Source organism: Paenibacillus sp. FSL R7-0331 (genome assembly GCF_000758645.1).
Lineage (GTDB): Bacteria > Bacillota > Bacilli > Paenibacillales > Paenibacillaceae > Paenibacillus_AQ > Paenibacillus_AQ camerounensis.
Map to the genome: position 1 here is coordinate 3894019 of NZ_CP009284.1, position 16732 is coordinate 3910750.

General features: G+C 52.1%; 13 protein-coding genes. 5 read left to right on the forward strand and 8 right to left on the reverse strand.

The genetic code is table 11. From position 1 onward, the window contains the following. Positions 1 to 34: 34 nt before the first annotated feature. Together R70331_RS16390 and R70331_RS16395 are read right to left on the reverse strand one after the other, a co-directional pair. On the reverse strand, positions 35 to 760 hold the full coding sequence (locus tag R70331_RS16390) for a phosphonate ABC transporter ATP-binding protein (protein WP_042177278.1): 726 nt from the start codon (positions 758 to 760) through the stop codon (positions 35 to 37). Positions 761 to 850: 90 nt separating this feature from the next. After that, positions 851 to 2026: an MFS transporter gene (locus tag R70331_RS16395; RefSeq protein ID WP_042177279.1), complete on the reverse strand. Its 1176-nt coding sequence runs from the start codon at positions 2024 to 2026 to the stop codon at positions 851 to 853. Between the two features lie 144 nt (positions 2027 to 2170). On the opposite strand from R70331_RS16395, the gene R70331_RS16400 reads away from it, so the two are divergent. From R70331_RS16400 to R70331_RS16410, 3 genes are all read left to right on the forward strand, one after another. Beyond that, a complete protein-coding gene (locus R70331_RS16400; protein WP_042177280.1) occupies positions 2171 to 3094 on the forward strand; it encodes an ArsR/SmtB family transcription factor in 924 nt (307 codons plus the stop codon). Positions 3095 to 3149: 55 nt separating this feature from the next. Continuing rightward, positions 3150 to 3902 carry an HAD family hydrolase gene (locus R70331_RS16405; RefSeq protein WP_042177281.1) on the forward strand — a complete coding sequence of 251 codons (753 nt, stop codon included), beginning with the start codon at positions 3150 to 3152 and terminating at the stop codon, positions 3900 to 3902. A gap of 96 nt (positions 3903 to 3998) precedes the next feature. Beyond that, entirely contained in the window at positions 3999 to 4760 is a 762-nt protein-coding gene (locus R70331_RS16410; RefSeq protein ID WP_042177282.1) for a DsbA family protein, read from the forward strand. A gap of 105 nt (positions 4761 to 4865) precedes the next feature. On the opposite strand, the gene R70331_RS16415 is transcribed toward R70331_RS16410, so the two are convergent. Continuing rightward, the gene (locus R70331_RS16415) at positions 4866 to 7163 is read right to left on the reverse strand and encodes a type IA DNA topoisomerase (RefSeq protein ID WP_042177283.1); all 2298 of its coding nucleotides are present in this window, start codon (positions 7161 to 7163) and stop codon (positions 4866 to 4868) included. A gap of 168 nt (positions 7164 to 7331) precedes the next feature. Here R70331_RS16415 and R70331_RS16420 point away from each other — a divergent pair, with 168 nt between their 5' ends. Beyond that, on the forward strand, positions 7332 to 7886 hold the full coding sequence (locus R70331_RS16420) for a GNAT family N-acetyltransferase (protein ID WP_042177284.1): 555 nt from the start codon (positions 7332 to 7334) through the stop codon (positions 7884 to 7886). 128 nt (positions 7887 to 8014) lie between these two features. On the opposite strand, the gene R70331_RS16425 is transcribed toward R70331_RS16420, so the two are convergent. Further along, positions 8015 to 9730 carry a proline--tRNA ligase gene (locus R70331_RS16425; protein ID WP_042177285.1) on the reverse strand — a complete coding sequence of 572 codons (1716 nt, stop codon included), beginning with the start codon at positions 9728 to 9730 and terminating at the stop codon, positions 8015 to 8017. Between the two features lie 574 nt (positions 9731 to 10304). Here R70331_RS16425 and R70331_RS16430 point away from each other — a divergent pair. Continuing rightward, positions 10305 to 12305 (forward strand): methyl-accepting chemotaxis protein, encoded by a 2001-nt coding sequence (locus R70331_RS16430; RefSeq protein WP_042177286.1) that lies wholly within the window; start codon positions 10305 to 10307, stop codon positions 12303 to 12305. A gap of 139 nt (positions 12306 to 12444) precedes the next feature. Here the strand turns inward: R70331_RS16430 and R70331_RS16435 are convergent, their stop codons facing one another. The 4 genes from R70331_RS16435 to R70331_RS16450 all read right to left on the reverse strand — a co-directional run bounded on the left by R70331_RS16435 (position 12445) and on the right by R70331_RS16450 (position 16662). Next, a complete protein-coding gene (locus tag R70331_RS16435) occupies positions 12445 to 13932 on the reverse strand; it encodes a glutamate synthase subunit beta (RefSeq protein WP_042177287.1) in 1488 nt (495 codons plus the stop codon). A gap of 233 nt (positions 13933 to 14165) precedes the next feature. Continuing rightward, positions 14166 to 14657: a dihydrofolate reductase gene (locus R70331_RS16440; protein WP_042177288.1), complete on the reverse strand. Its 492-nt coding sequence runs from the start codon at positions 14655 to 14657 to the stop codon at positions 14166 to 14168. A 43-nt stretch (positions 14658 to 14700) separates the two neighbouring features. Further along, the gene (gene thyA / locus R70331_RS16445; protein ID WP_042177289.1) at positions 14701 to 15495 is read right to left on the reverse strand and encodes a thymidylate synthase; all 795 of its coding nucleotides are present in this window, start codon (positions 15493 to 15495) and stop codon (positions 14701 to 14703) included. 192 nt (positions 15496 to 15687) lie between these two features. Beyond that, positions 15688 to 16662, reverse strand: coding sequence for a S66 peptidase family protein (locus R70331_RS16450; protein ID WP_042177290.1), 975 nt, complete (start codon positions 16660 to 16662; stop codon positions 15688 to 15690). Between the last annotated feature and the right edge of the window lie 70 nt (positions 16663 to 16732).

Consider the following 16732-nt stretch of genomic DNA (forward strand, 5'->3'; position numbering starts at 1 on the left):
TCATCACTCTTTCCTTGTTTCATGCTCATCTCAGCTACAGATTGATGCGCTCCTGGGAGGTCAGGCGGCGTCCCCGCACATCATGCTTAATTCTGCCGTTCTCCAGTACCCACAGCCTGGTTGCATAACGTTCTGCCAGCTCCAGCGGAAGTACGGTGATTACGATCAGCCCCGTTTCTTTGCAGAGCCTGCGCAGTGTCTCCAGAACGCCCTCTGCTGTCCGCGGGTCTAGTCCGGTTACCGGCTCATCGGCCAGGATAACCTTCGCACCATGCACAAGCGCCCGCGCAATGGCAACACGCTGCCGCTCTCCCCCGCTTAGCTGGTTTGTCTTTAGCTTAGCTTTGTCCAGCAGACCAAGTGTATCCAGCTCGTCCATTGCTCCCATATAATCATCCTGACGGACCATTCCTGTCACCATCCGCCATAGCGGCGTCTGCGAGGACTGTCCGATCAGTACATTCTTCAGTGCAGTCCGGTTCGGATTAAGCTCCGCATTCTGCTCCAGATACGCCCATTCCCGGCGGATTTTGCGTCTGCCGGCTAGCGGACTTTTCATGATATCTGTTCCGTCTACCCGGAAATTCCCTCTATCCCATTTCTCACGCAGCGCCAGACAGCGCAGCAGTGTGGACTTGCCGCTTCCGCTGGCTCCCACCAGCACTACGAGCTCCCCCGGCTCTAATTGAAAACCGATATCCTGCAGAACCGGCAGCTTATCTTCTCCGACTGCTTTGGCTAGATGTTCAACTGTAATCATAGTTCAGCCTCTCCCTGTTTTGGTCTCTACTCTATAGTGTACTCTGAAAACGGGACCAATTGCCATGCGTACATCCGTTCTTATCTTAACTCACTTCAGCTGTCTTGGCGAGAATATTAACCCGGTCAAGCCAAACAATATATACAAGCCGCCCAGCAGCGCGAATACACCGCTGCCCCAGCCGTACTCCAGCAGCAGACCTCCGACGCCGGGACCGATGATACTGCCGATACTGAAATGAAAAGAAGAAACAACATTAGCCGCGGGCAGCAGATTACGCGGCAGAATATCCGCTGCATAGCTTAAGCCCAGTGAAAAGAACGAGCCTACAAGGCCCCCCGCCACCAGCAGCACGAACAGTGTCAGCATGAAATGGCTGCCGGCAAGCGGCAGCAGCATAAAGGCTAACCCGCCGGATGTTCCGGCAAAGATCAGGATTTTTTTGCGTCCGTGGCGGTCGCTCCACAGCCCGAGCGGCAGCTGGAGCAGCAGGCCGCCAATGCCTGCAAACGGCAGGAGCGCGGCAATCTGGTCAGTGGTGAAGCCTGAGCGAAGGCCGTAAACCGGGAAGTTGCTGTTCAGGCTCGCCTCCATATACCCGTACAGCAGTGCCGGAATGAGCGCATACCAGGCCAGGCTGTAGCTGCGGCCGAACCGGCGGGCTTGACCTTCGTTCTGCTCTACCTTGTCCGGGCGGGAATTGGGGAGCTTGAATAACACAAGTAGCAGAGCCAGCAGGAATAAGCCGGCCAGAATCAGAAACGGTGCCGCCTGGCCGAAGCGGAGCAGGCTGATTCCTGCCGGACCCAGGCTGAATCCCAGGCCGTAGGACATTCCGTACAGCGAAAGGTTACGCCCCCGGTGCTCTGCCGGTGCCATAAGGAGTACCCATAGCTGGGCTGCATAATTAATGGCTGAATCACCGATGCCGACCAGCAGCCGCAGTACGAACCAGGCGGTAACACCCGGCACCAGCGGGAACAGCAGCAGCGTAACGAGGACCAGGCTTAATCCGGCAGCAATCAGCTTTTTGAAGCCGATAGCGCCGAGGACCCGCTCAGCAACAAGGGTCATAGCAAACGATCCGACATAGAGTGCCGCGGCGTTCAGGCCGTTGAGCGAGGAGGAAACCCCCTTTTGCTCCAGCAGGATAGACAGCACCGGCAGCAGCAGCCCCTGGCTCAGGCCTGCAGCAATGATAACGGTAATAAGAATGAAATAGTTAAGCTTGCTGTTTGAACGTGTAGCTAAAAGCCGGTCTGACACAGATGAATCCTCCTTGAACGGTTATCAGGTAATAGCGGATAAAACCTGCCCTTTAGGGCAAACATGGAACATTATAGTGGACAACCCTCTTCATAACAAGAGATAATATATAGAAGTGACCGATTTCCTGGGGGTGCAAGCTTCATGACTTATGAACTCAAAATTGATGTCTCGCCTGTCTATGAACTGATCGACAGCTTTATGTTATATGTAACGCGCAAATGGATCTCCAACCTGGATATGGGTCCAGACTGGATTCGTGATATTGACGGCCGCATTCCTCCGCAGCAGGTATCTATGCTTAGGCAGGCAGCCGAATGGCCGTTCACCGATTATGATGTCCTGTATGTGTGGGCTTACCGCCGCCGTCCGGCTTCGAAGGTATTGCAATTCCTCTCAGAACTGGAATCACAGTCACTGGAAGATTGCTTTGAGCAGACAGCGCCGCTGTTCCCGGATTTCACAATGGAAGAATGTGCACGGATCAAGCAGGACTATCCGCCGCTTCTGCGGCTCTGGTACGAGCAATATTTCCGCCATACCGAGCAGAAGCTCCTGCCGATTCTGATTGAGGATGCTTCCGAGAAAAAAATGCTGGAGAGCAAAATGGGCCCGGCAGCGCTGATTGAGTATGCCTCAGGCGGTGTGGTCATCGAGGATATTCCTGATCTGCAGACCGTGGTACTGATTCCTACGATTCATAACCGGCCGATTAATATGTATTGCTTCTATAATACTTTAATGATTATCCAGTACCCGGTAGATGTTCCTTCAGATAACGAGGATGAACCGCCGACCGTTCTGCTCCGCCTGACCAAAGCGCTGTCCGATCCTACCCGGCTGAGGCTGCTGCGTTATGCGGCCCATGAGCCCAAGACCTTATGGGAGCTTCAATCTGTACTGGGCCAGACCAGCGATACTATGATGCATCATCTGCTGATGCTGCGTGTTGCCGGACTGCTGCGCGTTCATCTGGGCAGTGAAGGTGAAGGCAATGAGCGTTACAGTGTCCGTCCGGACGGCGCTTCCGATCTGCAGATGTTCCTGGAGTCCTATATTCGTTTATAATAGCTGTACACAAGCAGTGATTGCTGAATAACATACAGGTTTAGGAGTGAGCGTTATGAAATATTTGCCGCAACAAGTTATTTTTGATCTGGACGACACCCTGGTGCATTGCAACAAATATTTTGACCTCATTTTGGGGCAGTATTTCGAGCTCATGTCCGGCTGGTTCGGGGAATACGGCCCGACAACCGGTGAATTCCGCACCAAACAGGTAGAAATAGATGTTGAAACGGTCAGCACCAGCGGACTTGCCAGCGACAATTTCCCCAAATCGCTGATCGCCACCTACCGCTTTTTCTGCGCCAAATATAACCGCCCAATTGATTCCTACCATGAGCAGCAGCTGATGAAGCTGGGACTCAGTGTGTATGATCAGGAGGTAGAAGCCTATCCCGGCATGGTGGAGACCCTGGATGCACTGAAGCATGACGGGCACGATCTGTACCTGTATACCGGCGGGGATGATACCATCCAGCAGCGCAAAATTGAGCAGATGAAGCTCGATGTCTATTTTGACGACCGGATCTTTATCCGCCAGCACAAAAATATTGAATCCCTTGAAAATATCCTGGTCGCCCATCCGTTTGAACGCCAGCGCACCTGGATGATCGGCAATTCCCTGCGTACTGACGTGCTTCCGGCCTTGACTGCCGGCATTAACAGCATCTATCTGAAGCAGCAGAATGAATGGCTGTATAACCTGATTGAGCTTCAGCGCGAGCTTCAGCAGTCGGTCATGACCATTTCCTCGATCAGTGAGGTTCCGCCGGTGATCCGCACCGCTTCCAAGTTCCAAAGTCACGGCTGACAATAACCGGCGTCCTGTTACAAATGCCATAGGCATACTGCACAGGTTACATTTATACTGTTTGAGTAGATTTTCAAACTCATTCAGGAGGTAGGAATGAACAAGCAAGCAAGTCCTAACCGCACACCGAATAAGCAGTCTGTCCGGAACAAAGCCGGCTCCCGTCTGCTGCCCATGCTGCTTGGCATCATCGCAGTCATTCTGGCAGTCGTACTTATCTACGTTATCACGGACGGCAGCTCCAAAGAGGCAGATGTACTCGAGGGTCTGCCTAACTATACGGATGTGAAGGGTACGATTGTGGTTGACGGCCTGAAATATGAGAAGCAGCCGCGTCTGGGCAGTCCTGAGGCCAAAGTCAAGGTCATTGAGTTCGCCGATTTCAAATGCCCCGCCTGCAAGAGATGGACAGAGGCTAATCTGGATAACTTCATCAAAGACTATGCAGATACCGGAAAGGCTGAGCTCTATTTCATGAACTTCGCTTTTATTGACCGTGACTCCTACCTGGCAGCCAGTGCCGGAGAAGCGATCTATAAGCAGAGCAACGAGAAGTTCTGGGAATATGTTCATAAGCTGTACGCCAATCAGGGCGACGAGAGCACCATCTGGGCCACCCAGAAATTTATCCTTAACTTCGTCAAAGAGAACATTGAAGGCATCGATTACGCCTTGTTCGAGCAGGATGTGAAGAACCACACCTACATGTTCGACGTTAAAGAGGATTTCAAAATCGCCGGGGCATACGGAGTTAACGGCACCCCTAAGTTTATGGTGAACGGTGTCCTCCTGCCTGATTCCTCCTATGAGGGACTGACGGCTGCGATCGAGAGCAGTCTGGCTGAGGCAGCGAAATAACGGTTTGTTCCTGTAAAAAAAGAGAATGCAACGTGCCGGATCTACTGCGGCATGGCTGCATCCTCTTTTTTTGCTTGTCTTCCCGTCGACCCTGGAAGGGCGGGATTATTCTACACTGAGCTGCCCGGTATCTGCATTAGCCAGTACCAGCTTGCCTTCAAGCGGCGCTCCGTCCTCGTCAGCCAGCTTGAGCTTACCGGTCTTCCCCTTCTCGATCAGCGCCTTAACCTGGGTGTCCGTCAGTATCCGGCCGTGAGTTTCCTTCCAAATCACGAACTTGCAGCCCTCTTTGTAATGGGAGCAGCCGTAGCCCTTGCGGCCCATGAAGATGGTGCCGCCGCAGCCGGGACGCGGGCAGCTGCCGATAATCTTCGGCCCGCCGCTCCCCTGCTCTGCAGGCTTGGCTGTTCTTGCAGCGGCTGGCTTGGCGCCGGCTCCACCGTCTCCGGCACTGCTGCGCTTGCGTGTAGCGGCCGGCTTGTCCGCGGCTTCCTTAGATGCTGCCCCGCTGCTCCGGCTTTTAGAGCCGGCCCGGACAGAAGGCGTTTCGCCTTCAAAGGAGGTTTTGGCCGCGCGGGACTGGACCTTCACCTTGTCGACGATCATGGAAGCGAAGCGCTTGACGTTCTCCATGAACTGCCCGTCCGCCGCCGTGCCCCGGGCAATTTCATTAAGCCGCCGCTCCCATTGCCCGGTCATCTCCGGTGAGGTCAGCAGCTCGATGCCCGCTCCGCGGATCAATTCGATCGCTGTCCGCCCCTTCTGGGTAATCGCTATCTTTTTGCCCTGCATTTCCACATAACCGACATTTTTCAGCCGCTCAATGGTTGCTGCACGGGTAGCCGGCGTGCCGAGCCCGGAATCCTTCATGACATCGCGCAGCTCCTCGTCCTCAATCTGCTTGCCCGCGCTTTCCATTGCTTTGAGCAGGGTGCCTTCGGTGTAATGCTTGGGCGGCTGCGTATCCTTCTCTTTGACCACCGCATCGCTGCACAGCACTTCATCCGCAGGGGAGACGGAGAACGGCTCATTCACCTCAATCTCCTCTTCCTCCTCCTCGTCCTTGCCTTTTCCTTTGGCCGGCTTCGCCTTATCCTTCTTCTGGTCGGCATAGATCACCTTCCAGCCCAGACTCAGCAGCTCCTTGACCGTAGTCTTAAAGGTCTCGCCCTCCACCTCCGTTAGAACGGTATGCACCTTATACTCGGCGGGCGGATAGAACTGCGACAGGAAACGGCGCACAATCAGATCGTACAGCTTTGCTTCATCTGCACTCAGCCCCGATGCCTTGCGGTTTGTCGGCAGAATCGCATGGTGATCCTCTACCTTTGACGGATTGCAGACAAATTTATTTCCTTTATGGACCAGGCTGCGGTTCGCACCTTTGACCAGCTCATCGTAGGAGGTGCCCTGCAGCGCGTTCAGCGTCTTGTGCATCTCCGGAATATTCTGCTCGGTAACATAGTTGGAGTTCGTCCGCGGATAGGATATAACCTTGTGCTTCTCATAGAGCGCCTGGGCGATATCCAGTGTTTTTTTAGCGGAGAAAGCGTACTTCCCGTTCGCCTCACGCTGCAGCAGAGTCAGATCATACAGCTTGTTCGGATACTCCTTCGTATCCTTAACCTCATAGGAGGCGATCCGGCCGGGTTTTCCCTTGACCTTAAGGGCCAGCGCGTCAGCCTTCTGCTTGTCGGTCAGGCGGTCCCCCTGCCACATGCCTTTATAGACAACCTCATTCTGGGCAAAATGACCCTCCACCTCAAAAAACTTCAGCGACGAAAACGCCTCAATCGTTTTTTGCCGGTCATAGATCAGCGCCAGCACAGGCGTCTGCACCCGTCCAACTGACAGCAGTACATTATGCTTCGTAGTAAAAGCGCGGGAGCCGTTCATCCCGATCAGCCAATCCGCCTCGCTGCGTGCCCGGGCCGCTTTGGTCAGATTCTCATATTCCGAGCCGTCCTTCAGCTCCTGAAAGCCTTTGCGGATCGTCTCCGGCGTCAGGTCTGATATCCACAGCCGCTTTACAGGCTGGTTTAGCTTTAGATGCCGCTGGATCAGTGAGAAAATATGCTGCCCCTCCCGCCCAGCGTCACAGGAATTGACCAGCAGATTGCTGCGTTTTGCCAGCTCGCCAATTACCTTCAGTTGGTCAATGGTACGGGCATTGGGCACCAGCTTGAATTGTTCAGGAATGATCGGCAGGTCGTTAATATTCCACTTTTTGTATTTGACATCATAAGCATCCGGCTCTGCGAGCCCGATAAGATGCCCGATTGCCCAGGTAATGATGTATTGATCCCCTTCCAGATAGGAACGGTGATTTTTGGCCTTCGGTTCTATTGCGGCGGCGATATTCCGCCCCATGTCCGGTTTTTCCGCAATAATGAGTGTTTTCAAAAAAAATCGCTCCTTACCCTTCATTGTTCCAAAATGCATCCAGATTTTTTATTATACCATTTTGCCAAAATAATTACCTGCTATTAATCTTGTATGATCATTGAATAGAAAGAAGTCTTTGGATTATAGTGGAGAAAGAGCTCAAAAACAGGAAGAAGGGAACGTACTATGATTATTAACCGGCAAGAATTTCAGGTAAAGGGTCTTCACTACACAATCCGCTCTGCAATCCCTGAGGATGCAAAGAAGCTGTCTGCCTTAAGACTGCAGGTTGACGGTGAAACAGAGCATATGGACCGGATTCCCGGGGAAGCTTTTATCGATGAGAACGGGTTTAAGGCGATTATTGAGAATGATACGAAGCATCCGCGCAATCTATGCCTGGTGGCGGAAATGAACGGCTCAATCCTGGGCTATTCCAGATGTGAGGGCAATGATCTGAAGCGGTTTATGCATAAGGTAGAATTCGGAGTTGGTGTCCTTAAGGAATACTGGGGATTCCGCATAGGGAGAAATCTGCTGAAAGCTTCTATAGATTGGGCTGACTCTAACGGTATTACCAAAATGATTCTAAGCGGTGTTCTGGAAACGAATGAGCCTGCCGTCCGGCTGTATAAAAGCCTTGGTTTTGAGATCGAAGGTCTGCTGAAGCAGGATCGCATTCTGTCAGACGGAAAATATTACAGTACCTATATAATGGCCAGATATAATAACCCTGCATGAGCATGCTGATCGATCCCTCCAAGTGATGCTGATAAGCAGCCCCCCGCTCATCGGCTGATGCTGATTGGCGGGGCTGCTTAGTCATACAGGAGGACATAACGAAAGTACCAGCTTATCCTTTACGGGGATCAAAGGTTGTTCAATTTACCCCGCACCCTGGATACAGCCTCTGCGCTGCTGACAATCTCTTTCGTACCGCTTTTCCGGTCCCAGAACTCTACCTTCCCTTCACCGGCAGCTTTGCCGATTACCAGCACAACCGGAATGCCGATCAGTCCGGCATCTTTGAACTTCACGCCAGCCCGTTCATCCCGGTCATCCAGCAAGGCTTCAATACCCAGCCCGCCCAGCTCCCCGTATAACGCTTCAGCAAGCAGAGACTGCTCCTGATCCTTGGCGGACAGCTGCAGAATATGCACCTGGTAGGGTGCCAGTGCAGACGGCCAGAGCAGACCTTCCTCATCATGGCTCTGTTCAGCTATTGCGGCCATCAGGCGGGAGACGCCGATACCGTAGCAGCCCATAATGATCGGCTTGCTGCTGCCGGAAGCATCCAGATAGACGGCGCCGAGCTTCTCGCTGTAACGGGTGCCCAGCTTGAAGACATGGCCGATTTCAATTCCTTTATGAAACTTGTATACGCCCGTTCCGCATTTTGGACAAGTCTCACCCTCGGAAGCATTTCTTATATCCGCTATATGCTTCAGCTCGAAATCACGCCCAGGCACAACATGCCGCAGGTGGTAATCCTTTTCCCCGGCACCGGCAACTCCGCCATTCATTGCTGCAACCGCCTTGTCAATAATTAACGGCAACTTTAGGCCGACAGGTCCGACATAACCGCTTTCTACACCTGCTCCTTCCTGAACCGCTTCATAATCAGCAAGGCTTATTTCATCAATGCCCGCTGCAGCAGCCAGCTTAAGTTCATTCACCTCATGGTCGCCGCGGACCAGCACGGCAAAAAGGCTGCCCCCGCCGCTGTAAATCAGCGTCTTGATAATACGGTGCGGTGCGATCTGCAGCTCCTGCTCCAGCTGGCCGATGGTCCGTATACCCGGTGTATGGAATCTTTCTGCTGCAGGCTGGTCTGTCTGATCCGAACCGGTAAGATTCCCTGCTGTGCCACCCTCGGCTTCCTCCAGATTAGCAGCATAATCACAGCTGGTGCACACAGCAAGCGTATCTTCACCTATGTCCGCTAAAGCCATAAACTCATGATTTCCGCCTTCACCGCCCATTGCCCCTGCATTCGCCTGTACAGACTTGAAATTCAGCCCGCAGCGGGTAAAGATGCGCTCATACGCTTTGAATATACGGCTGTAAGCATCATCAAGACCTGCCCAGTCTGCATCAAAGGAATAAGCATCCTTCATCAGGAACTCTCTTCCCCGCAGGAGACCTGAACGCGGACGGAGCTCATCACGGAACTTGGTCTGAATCTGGTACAGCGTAACCGGCAGCTTCCGGTAAGAGCTGATTTCTCCCCGGACCAGCGCGGTTATAGCCTCCTCATGAGTAGGTCCGAGTACAAATTGGCGGTCATGGCGGTCCAGCATGGTCATCAGGTCTTTACCGTAAGGCTCAAAGCGGCCGGACTCTTTCCAGAGCTCGGCAGGCAGCAGGGACGGAAGCAGGACCTCCTGGGCTCCGGCACCGTCCATTTCCTCACGGATAATATGCTCGATCCTGCGCAGCACCCTGCGGCCCAGCGGTAAATAGCTGTATATTCCTGAAGCGAGCATACGGATATATCCGGCACGCAGCAGCAGCCTGTGGCTGGCCGTTTCCGCTTCCGCCGGCGCATCTCGCAGTGTGGTAAGTAACAGTTGGCTTTGACGCATTAAGAATCATCTCCTCTGATAAGTTGCGACAACATTAATAATCCCGGAAATCTGCCGAAACACAAAAAAGACGCATTCGTCAGGGACGAATGCGTCGTGTTACCACCCTGTTTCGACTCCCCGCAAAAAGCCGGGAAATCCTCTATCCGGATAACGGCCGGAGCCGGCAGCAAATAAAGGTTAACCTTCACTGCTGCAGCTTTCAAGGCAGGGTGCGCTCCCGTCGCGGTTCGGAGGACCTTTCAGCCGGTGAATCCTCTCTCTGTTCTAGCGATATTCAGGAATGCAGATCCTTGGTCAACGCTGCTGCGTTATTGAATTGTTATTAACAGTATACTAAGCAACAAATTGCGTCAAGCCCGTCATGAAATGGCCATAATCTATAACGTTTCACGTCTTTTCTTGTATACGCTTACACCTTTTCATACGGTTTGTAAATTAAATGTTTCCTGTAAACGCACTTACATATGAATTTTTTTTGAAAATAAACCGAAATAATGAATAGAGCATTTCAAGAGGAAGCTGCCTGCTGGTCAAGCCTCTATGCATATGCATCCAAGGGGGAGTCATAGCCATGTTCACAAAAATCAAAAATGCTGTTTACAATCTCACATCCCGTTCACTGCAGAGGAAAATGCTGTTGATCTTTACCGTAATGCTGGTTATTCCAGTTGTGCTGGTAAGCTACTTTTCTTACACCAGCTCCAGTAAGCAGCTGGAGTTCAGAATGCAGGAATCCATGCACACTAGCGTAGACCTGCTGGCAGAAGGCATTAGCGAATCAGTTGCTGCCGCCAAACAGAATGTCTCACAGCTCAGCCAGCAGCTGACCTCTGCCAATCTGGATAATAAAACCCCTGCTACACGTACACTTATAGAATTATTTATAAAAGAGCATCCAGAGCTTGAACTCTTTGTCGCCGGCAACGAGAGCGGAGCCTGGATGAAAGCACCGGACCCGGGCCCGCAGGATTATGATCCCCGCACCCGCGACTGGTACACCGCAGCACTTGGTAATCCCGGTAAAGTTACCCTTACCGATCCGACAATATCCATGACAACCGGCAACTATACCCTGTTCATCTCCAAAACACTCCAGGACGGAAAGGGTGCCATCGCCACTACCTTTAATCTGAAGGCATTAAGCGACCGGATCAGTAAAAATAAGCTTGGCAAAGAAGGCTATTACTATGTTGTAGACCGGAATAATAAATTTGTATCCCATCCGCTTAAAAAAGCCGGTGAGGATATCGCTCCTTACGTCGCTGAGCTGCTGGCCAGCGGCAAGGGAAAACTGGCTTACACCAATCCTGATACCGGGCTTGATATGAGCGGCTATTATATGACTGATCCTGAAACAGGCTTCACTGTGGTAGGTGTCATCAAAACCAAAGAATTTTCTGACGCTTCACTCCCTGTATTATTTAACGGGTTAATCGTCCTGGGCTGTGCACTGGTAGTCGCACTCTTTCTGATGTACTTCGTGGTCAGAGCAATTTCGCGTCCTATCATCAGGCTCAACCGTTCTGCCCGCCGCGTCAGCGAAGGATATCTGAATGAACAGATTACCGTAGACCGTGCCGATGAGATCGGTGATCTGGCCAAAAATTATAACCTTATGGTAGAGTCACTGCGCAACATTGTCACTGATATCTCCGAAACCTCCGGACTATTAGCTGCATCCAGCCAGCAGCTGACCGCCACGACTGAAGAGAATGCTACAGCTACAGCTTATGTGGCCCGGATGGTCGAGGATTCATCTGCCGGAGCCGAGACACAGTCCGCGGCCATGGTTGAGACGTCGCGCGCGATGGAGGAAATGTCTTCCGGCATTCAAAAAATTGCCGAAGCAGCGTCTTCCATCGTCAGCTCCTCGGCAGATACGGAAGCAGATGTCCACAGCGGCAGTGAGAAGATTAATCAGGTCAGCCGGCAGATGGATGCAATCCGTGAGTCCACCCACCTCTCATCAGAGCTGATCGGCCAGTTGAACGGCCTGAATTCGCAGGTCTCCGCAATGAGCAGTGCGATTTCAAATATTGCCGCACAGACCAATCTGCTGTCGCTGAATGCCGGGATTGAGGCTGCCCGCGCCGGAGAGCATGGCCGTGGCTTCGCCGTAGTGGCAACTGAAGTGCGTAAGCTGGCTGACCAGTCTAAGACAACGGCCGGTAATATCCAAGATACCATTGAACAGATGACCGTCCTGATTGATCAGACCTATGAGACTATCCATACCCGGGTATCAGCCGATGTGGATCTGGGAATTCAGGTTACAGAAGAAGCAAAAGCGGCATTTGCGAATATTGAACAGTCTGCCGCCAAAATCAACGGCCAGATTCATGATATTTCCGCCGTTACGGAGCAGATGTCAGCCGGAGCTGAAGAGGTTGCCGCTTCGGTTGTTGAGATCTCCAATATTGCACGCAACACCTCAGATGCATTCCAGAGTGTGACGGCAGCTACAGAGGAGCAGCTTGCATCCATGGATGAGATAACTGCCTCCTCAGGCGAGCTGTCCAAGATGGCTTCAGCCCTGCAGGTTAAGATCGAGCGCTTCAAGCTGGAAGACTAAGCCTTACGCCCGTACGAAGGCTGCAATGGTAAAAGGATGCCTCACACTATGTGATGGCATCCTTTTTATACTGCAAAAACAAAAACCGCCCCACCAGCGAATGCCGGAAGGACGGATTGTATACTCAGAGCAAGAGAGGTTAGACGAGAACGGTGGATCCCATCAGATATTTATCAACTTCGCGGGCAGCTGCGCGGCCTTCATTGATCGCCCAGACTACCAGGCTCTGTCCGCGGCGCATATCGCCTGCAGCGAAGACTTTATCAACATTTGTATTGAATTTGCCGTAACGGGCCTTAACGTTACTGCGGCGGTCTGTGTCGAGGTTCAGCTCCTGAATGATATCCTGCTCAGGTCCGTCGAAGCCAATCGCGATCAGCGCAAGCTGAGCCGGATAAACTGCTTCTGTTCCCGGTACAGGCTGGTAAATCTTGCGGCCGGTTTCGTCCACCATACGGCGGATTTGCACCGTGTGCAGCTCCTTCAGGTTGCCCTCCTCATCACCGACAAACTTGGTTGTCATAATGGAGAATTCACGCGGATCGTCACCAAAGATAGCTTTGGCTTCCTGCTGTGCATAGTCAAGGGTATACACATTCGGGAACTGCGGCCAAGGATTGGCAATCGGATCACGCTCAAGCGGCGCTTTGTCATGCGTGCCGAACTGGGTAATGCTCTTACAGCCGTGGCGCAGGGAGGTTGCTACACAGTCGGAGCCGGTATCCCCGCCGCCGAGTACGACAACATCTTTACCTGCCGCTGAGACGTAGTTGCCATCCTCCAGATTCGAGTTCAAGTAGCTCTTGATTGTTCCGGTCAGGTAATCCATTGCGTACATTACACCGTTAAGTTCGCTGCCCTCGACATTGAACCGGCGTGCTTTGGTTGCTCCTCCGCACAGTACTACAGCATCATACTCATCAACGAGCTGCTGTGTGGGGATATCTTTGCCGATCTCGGTGTTCACAACAAAGGTGATGCCTTCAGCAGCCAGCAGATCCACCCGGCGTTGAACGACACGCTTATCCAGCTTCATTGTTGGAATGCCATATGTCAACAAACCGCCGACGCGGTCACTGCGTTCAAATACGGTTACTGTATGTCCGGCTTTGTTAAGCTGCGCTGCAGCGGCAAGCCCGGCAGGCCCGGAGCCGACAACAGCCACTCTTTTACCGGTACGCTTCTCAGGCGGATTAGGGACAACCCAGCCTTCTTCAAAGCCTTTATCGACGATAGCAAGCTCGATGGTCTTGATCGTAACCGGCTGGCCGATCAGACCAACGGTACAAGAGCCTTCGCAGGGTGCAGGACAGATGCTGCCTGTAAATTCCGGGAAATTGTTCGTCTTGTGCAGACGCTCCAGCGCTTCCTTCCACAGCCCGCGGTAGACCAGATTGTTCCACTCGGGAATCAGGTTGTGCACCGGGCAGCCAGATGTACCGCCGGTCATATCAATGCCGGTATGGCAATAGGGGGTTCCGCAGTCCATGCAGCGCGCACCCTGTGTGCGTAGCTCATCCTCGGTAAGGTGATGGTGAAATTCTTCCCAGTCTTTAATGCGCTGCTCAGGATCCCGGTCACCTGGGAGCTGCCGCTTATACTCCATAAATCCAGTAGGTGTAGACATATTTACGTTTCCCCCATCCGTTCTCTTCGTGTTGATGTATAGTACATTGTAGCATACTGCGGCAGATTCGTGTCGATTCAGCGCAATGAAGTACCTGCACATTCTATACTATTTTTAAGTTTAGCAATTCTAATTTTAACTATAGTAGCATTCAATACTTTCGCACTGTAATGGATTAATCTGCTGATTCTTTGTACTATTTCACATGTTGTGTCAGAGAAAACGCTTTTTCGTTAAAGCGTACGTTCATAGACGTAAAAACGGTAATCATACGGGTTCTGCTCATTACGAATTCCCTGAATGCATGAGATCTCTTTCCATTCTTCCCAGCCGACCTCCGGAAATTTCGTCTCTCCGGCAAATTGCTCATGAATCCGGGTCACTAGCAGCTTATCCGCATAGGGAAGCATCATCCCGTAGATTTCAGCTCCGCCGATAATCATCAGCTCACCGTCCTTGCGCCCTTCAGCGACTGCTTCCTCCAGTGAATGAATCACTTCTGCTCCCTCAGGGGCAAAGCCGGTATCCCTTGTTATTACGATGCTCGTTCTGCCCTTGAGCGGCTTGCTGCCGAGCGATTCCCAGGTTTTGCGGCCCATCAGCATCCTTTTGCCCAGCGTCTGTTCTTTAAAATAGGCAAAATCCAGCGGCAGATGCCAAGGCATTTCATTATCTTTGCCGATCACATCATTCTCCGCCATCGCCCAAATCATAGTGATACTCATATTTATGCCCTCCTTTTCCAAGAATCATCATGTCCCGGAAAGATTAAATGGCAACCGGTGCTTTAATCCCCGGGTGATACACATACCCTTCAAACTCAAAGTCTTCAAATGTATAATCAAAAATACTCTCCGGCTTTCTGAGGATGTTCAGCTTAGGCAGCGGATGCGGTTCTCTGGACAGCTGGGTGGCCACCTGCTCCAGATGATTTGTATAAATGTGCACATCGCCTCCGGACCAGATGAAGTCTCCCACCTCATAGCCCGTCTGCTGGGCAACCATATGGGTAAGCAGAGCATAACTTGCAATGTTAAAAGGCAGGCCCAAAAATGTATCCACTGAACGCATAGTCAGCATACAGCTCAGCTTGCCGTCAGCCACATAGAACTGGAACACAAAGTGGCAGGGCGGAAGCTTCATCTGCTCTATCTCCCCTACATTCCACGCGCTTACAATATGACGGCGGGAATCCGGATTGTTCTTAATGGAGTCAATAACCGCAGCGATCTGGTCAATATGCCGGCCGTCACTGCTCTCCCAGGCACGCCACTGCGAGCCGTAGACCGGTCCCAGTTCACCGTTCTCATCTGCCCATTCATCCCAGATCGACACACCGTTTTCTTTCAGATAAGAGATATTGGTATCTCCCTTCAAAAACCACAGGAGCTCATGAACAACGGATTTCAGATGAATGCGCTTGGTCGTAACCAGCGGAAAGCCCTCGGACAGATTGAAGCGGAGCTGACGCCCGAACACGGATATGGTGCCTGTTCCTGTACGGTCGCTTTTTGCCGTGCCGTGATCCAGTACATCCTGAAGTAAGTCTAAGTAGTTGCGCAAAAGTTAAACTCCTCTCCCCTTTTTTTCTTCTCCCAGTTTACCATGACCTGACCACCCTTGTAACTTACTTCAGCGCAGAAAATGCAATTTCCTGTCGTTCTCTATCCTTCTCCGCACAGTGATTTCCTTTGTACGAAAATAGTGGGAAGTCCGGCTGTATTGTTGTTCACCCCGCATACATTTGCTCTGCTGCTATTCCCAAATCAACAAATCTACAGTGTCCGCAGCTGCTGTCAGCTTAGCCTGGCCTCCAACAGGAAAAGTAAATATCGGTGAGGTGTGGCCGAAGTTCACGTCAGCGGCGACCGGAAGATGCAGCAGCTCCTTCTTGCTCTGAATGATTGTAATCAGCATGTCCCTTGTTACCCCGGATTCCCGCTGAAATCTGCCGATAACGAGCCCTCTAACCTGCTCAAAGCCCGGCTGATGAATCAGAGACTGAAGATCACGGTCAAAGACTTCCGGCCCCGATTCAAAATCATCCTCCACAAACAGAATGGCGTCCTTCAGGCTTGGCATGTATTCCGTGCCCTGCAGCAGGTTCAGCGTACACAGATTGCCGCCGATAATGATGCCCTCTGCTGAACCGGAACAGATCGTATATGGCCCTTCACTCGGCTCAAAGCACCTGTTCTCCTGATCCAGGAACCACGCATCATCACTCCAATGTGCCGAAGGCTGCACCAGGACAGGTTCATCCTCCATCATCATCCGGATAAAATGCCGGACCGTATATTCATTGCCGCGGCGCATGGCGAAGGTGGAGAAGTGGGGGCCTGAATAGGTAATCAGTCCAGTCTTCCGGTAAATGGCACCGCTAAGCGCGGTAATATCGGAGAAGCCGCAGAGACGCTTGGGATTGTCTGCAATCAGCCCGTAATCAAGCTCCCGCAGCAGCTGGTTGGCGTTATGCCCTCCCAGTGTGGTTAGTATGCCTTTGACCGCAGGATCACGGAAAGCCTCATGAATATCCTCTACCCTGGAGCGGACTGAAGACGAGGAGAACTGATCCATTTCATAAGCGTGCTCTGCAAATGACACCTTGAAGCCGTAGCCCTCCAGCAGTCTGAGAGAAGCCTCAATTTGTTCCGGTGCAATGATGCCGAGACTATTGGACGGGGAGATGATACGGATTTCGTCGCCGGCCTGCAGTTTAGGTGCTTTCATGGGATGACTCCTCTCCTATTTCATTCTTTATGTAAAAAGAAGAGACCCCCTCAGCCATTACCATGACATT

Bases quoted from the DNA above. Each gene is read 5' to 3' on its own strand.
- R70331_RS16390 (WP_042177278.1), bottom strand. From the start codon at position 760: ATGATTACAGTTGAACATCTAGCCAAAGCAGTCGGAGAAGATAAGCTG.
- R70331_RS16400 (WP_042177280.1), top strand. From the start codon at position 2,171: ATGACTTATGAACTCAAAATTGATGTCTCGCCTGTCTATGAACTGATC.
- R70331_RS16405 (WP_042177281.1), top strand. From the start codon at position 3,150: ATGAAATATTTGCCGCAACAAGTTATTTTTGATCTGGACGACACCCTG.
- R70331_RS16410 (WP_042177282.1), top strand. From the start codon at position 3,999: ATGAACAAGCAAGCAAGTCCTAACCGCACACCGAATAAGCAGTCTGTC.
- R70331_RS16420 (WP_042177284.1), top strand. From the start codon at position 7,332: ATGATTATTAACCGGCAAGAATTTCAGGTAAAGGGTCTTCACTACACA.
- R70331_RS16425 (WP_042177285.1), bottom strand. From the start codon at position 9,730: ATGCGTCAAAGCCAACTGTTACTTACCACACTGCGAGATGCGCCGGCG.
- R70331_RS16430 (WP_042177286.1), top strand. From the start codon at position 10,305: ATGTTCACAAAAATCAAAAATGCTGTTTACAATCTCACATCCCGTTCA.
- R70331_RS16435 (WP_042177287.1), bottom strand. From the start codon at position 13,932: ATGTCTACACCTACTGGATTTATGGAGTATAAGCGGCAGCTCCCAGGT.
- R70331_RS16440 (WP_042177288.1), bottom strand. From the start codon at position 14,657: ATGAGTATCACTATGATTTGGGCGATGGCGGAGAATGATGTGATCGGC.
- R70331_RS16450 (WP_042177290.1), bottom strand. From the start codon at position 16,662: ATGAAAGCACCTAAACTGCAGGCCGGCGACGAAATCCGTATCATCTCC.